The organism is Ramlibacter sp. (assembly GCF_013697775.1).
Classification (GTDB): Bacteria; Pseudomonadota; Gammaproteobacteria; order Burkholderiales; family Burkholderiaceae_C; genus Ramlibacter.
In genome coordinates this window covers 1-3,083 of sequence record NZ_JACCWG010000396.1, presented here as the reverse complement: position 1 = coordinate 3,083, position 3,083 = coordinate 1, and the positions used below count along the sequence as shown (strand labels likewise).

The following is a 3,083-nucleotide window of genomic DNA, read 5'->3' as shown; positions in this document are numbered from 1 at the left end:
ATCGCGCACCACGCGCGCCACACCGGCTCGCTCGCCGGCATGGGCCTGCGCTCGGCCCTGCTGGGCCGCGGGGCCGACCCTGTGTGGATGCCGCCACTACCGGACTGGATCGATCCGGCGTTCGCGCGCCGCGTGGACTTCCAGGCGCGCTGGGAGCACGTATGGAAGAGTTACCACGGCAACATCGACGCACGCCACCAACTACGGCAGACTTGGGTCAGCCGCTCGCTGCAGTCCGCCGAGGTCCTCAAGCTGCCGGTGGTGGCGCGCCATCCGTTCTACGACGTGCGTCTGGTGCGTTTCCTGCTGGGCCTGCCGAACTTCATGCTGGCGGGCAAGCACGTGCTGCGTGAAGCCATGCGCGGCCGCTTGCCGGAAGCGGTCAGAATGCGCCCAAAGACATCTTTGGTAGTAGATCACGTCCGCAAGCTGGTAACGGATGGTAAATTAGACCAGTTGGCGCGGCCGGATGCGAAGCGCCCGGGCCATGACTATGTGCGCTGGGCGCGGCACGAGGAGGCGCTCCAGCGCTATCGCGCAGGCGAGGGAAGCGACTCCACGTGGAACAACGTCCTCGTCCTCGCGCCGATCGCGTTGAGACATTGGCTGGTACAGCAAGAAAAGGGAATGCGACATGACTGATTTCGAGCAAGCGTCCACCGGCAACCCCGCTGGGGCGCAGACGCCGGGCAAACGCGCCTACACACCGCCTAGCTTGGTCCTGTTCGGCCAAGTGGCCGCGTTGACGCAATCGGCCACCGGCTGCGGCATGGACGACAACGTCTCTTGCGACGTCGGCGGCGGCATGGGCCCGAAACCCAGCGATCCCGCGCTGAAGCACAACATCGCGCGCGTCGGCACCCATCCGCTGGGCATCGGCCTGTATCTGTTCGACTACAAGCCCGGCACCGGCCAAGCGGAAGGCCGCCACTTCGGCGTGATGGCGGACGAGGTGGAACAGGTGCTACCGCAGGCCGTGGTGCTGAATCCGGACGGCTACCGGATGGTGGACTACCGCCTGCTGGGCATCCGTTTCCCGCACTGATCCTTGGCGCGTGTCCGGCGCCGCACGCGCAGCCGTCCGTCCATGCACATCAGGCTCCTCCTCTCCCATGCAGCGCCGCACGCGCGGCTACTGGCGCTGTGTGCCTTGCTGATGCTGGCCGACACGGCGGCGGCCCTGGCCCTGCCCTGGCTGGGCGGGCAGCTGGCGCAGCAGGCGCTGGCGGGCATGGCGGTGGGCGCCGCACCGCTGCTCGCCGGCTTGCTCGGCCTGCTCGGCTTGCAGGCCGTGTTGCGTTACGCCACGCAGCGGCTGGCCGGCCGGGGTTTCGCGCAGGTGCTGGCCGATTTGCGCATGCGGCTGTACGAGCACCTGCAGGCCTTGCCGCTGTCGTTCTTCCACCAGCGCCGGCACGGCGAACTGCTGGCGCTGCTGTCGCACCAGGTGACGCAGCTGGCCGCCTTCCTCACCGGCACGCTGCTGGGCCTGGCGCCGCAGCTGCTGGCGGTGGTCGGCGCCATCGTGCTGATGCTGCGCATCGACTGGCTGCTGGGAGGCCTGGTCGCGCTGCTGGTGCCGGTCTTCTACCTGGTGCTGAAAATCGTCGGGCGGCGGCTGCGCACCACAACGCTGGCGCTGCAGCAGGCGGAAGCCGAAGCGGTCGCCATGGCCGACGAGAACATCGCCATGCTGCCGGCCATCAAGGCTTTCACGCGCGAGGCGCACGAATCGCGCCGCTACGGTGAACACAACGAGACGCTGCGTCGCCTGAGCACCCGCCACGCGCGCATGTACGCGGCGCTGGAGCCGGCGGTACAGTTCGCCGCCGGCGCCGCCGCGGTGCTGCTGCTGTGGCTGATGGGCCGCCGCCTGGGCCAGGCGACGATGACCACGGCGGAACTGGTCAGCTTCCTGCTGTACGCCGCCCTGCTCACGCGCCCGGTGGCGGCGCTGGCCGGCGCCTATGGCCAGGTGCTGATGACGTCGGCCACGCTGCAGCGCCTGCAGGCCGTGTTCGCCGAACCGCCGGAGCCTGACGCGGCGGCGCTGCGCGCGCTGCCGCCGGTGCGCGGCGCCATCGAGTTCCGCGACGTGCGCTTCGCCTATCCCGGCCGGCCTCCAGCGCTGGACGGCCTGAGCCTGCGCATCGCCGCCGGCGAAACGGTCGCCATCACCGGCGAGAACGGCGCCGGCAAGAGCACGCTGGCGCACCTGCTGATGCGCCTGCACGCACCGCAGGCCGGCAGCATCGCCATCGACGGCATCGGCATCGATGGCGTCAGCCTGCGCAGCCTGCGCGGGCAGATCGGCATCGTGGCGCAGCACGTGCTGCTGTTCAACGGCACGGTGCGCGACAACATCGGCTACGGCCGCCTGGACGCGGACGGCGCGGCCATCGAACACGCCGCGCGGATGGCGCAGGCCCATGCCTTCATCACGGCGCTGCCGGACGGCTACGATACGGTCATCGGCGACGAAGGCGTGCGCCTGTCGGGCGGGCAGCGCCAGCGCATCGCGCTCGCGCGCGCGCTGCTGAAGGATCCGCCGATCCTGATCCTGGACGAAGCCACCGCCATGTTCGACCCCGAGGGCGAGCGCGCCTTCATCGAGAGCTGCCGCCGCACGCTGGGCGAACGCACGGTGCTGCTGATCACGCACCGGCCCGCCAGCCTGGCCCTGGCCGACCGGGTGATCCGCATCGCGCACGGCCGCGCGGTGGAAGTCCTGCCTCACGCGGCGGGCGGTGCCGATGGTGGCGCCCACGTCGCCGCAAGCGCATGCTGAAGCAAAGCGCATCTCGGCTGCTGCACCGGCTCGCACGCTGGCGCGCCCTGGCGCCGGTGCAGCGAAGCGCGCTCGTTGCCGCCTGCATCGCCATGCCGCTGTTCTGGCTCGGCCTGCATGCGGCCGGCCTGAAGCGCACGCGCGCCTTCATCGAAGGCGCGCCGCTGCGGGACGCACTCCATGGCGCCCCGCCGGCGGCGCAGGCGCGCGCCATGGGCGATCTCGTCAACCTGGCGGCACGGCGCGGCCCGTTCCGCGCGAACTGCCTCACGCGCTCGCTGGTGCTGCAGTGGCT

4 protein-coding genes are annotated in these 3,083 nt (G+C 70.7%); all 4 read left to right on the top strand.

Annotated features, from left to right (window positions below):
• The coding region (locus tag H0U68_RS20400) for an asparagine synthase-related protein (protein WP_296358736.1) at nt 1-642 on the top strand (642 nt) is incomplete at its 5' end.
• Nucleotides 635-1,045 (top strand): tail fiber domain-containing protein, encoded by a 411-nt coding sequence (locus tag H0U68_RS20395; protein WP_296358735.1) that lies wholly within the window; start codon nt 635-637, stop codon nt 1,043-1,045. The genes H0U68_RS20400 and H0U68_RS20395, both read left to right, overlap by 8 nt.
• Before the next feature lie 42 nt (nt 1,046-1,087).
• Nucleotides 1,088-2,788: an ABC transporter ATP-binding protein gene (locus tag H0U68_RS20390; protein ID WP_296358734.1), complete on the top strand. Its 1,701-nt coding sequence runs from the start codon at nt 1,088-1,090 to the stop codon at nt 2,786-2,788.
• A partial coding sequence (locus H0U68_RS20385) for a lasso peptide biosynthesis protein (protein WP_296358733.1) occupies nt 2,782-3,083 on the top strand: 302 nt, incomplete at its 3' end. The genes H0U68_RS20390 and H0U68_RS20385, both read left to right, overlap by 7 nt.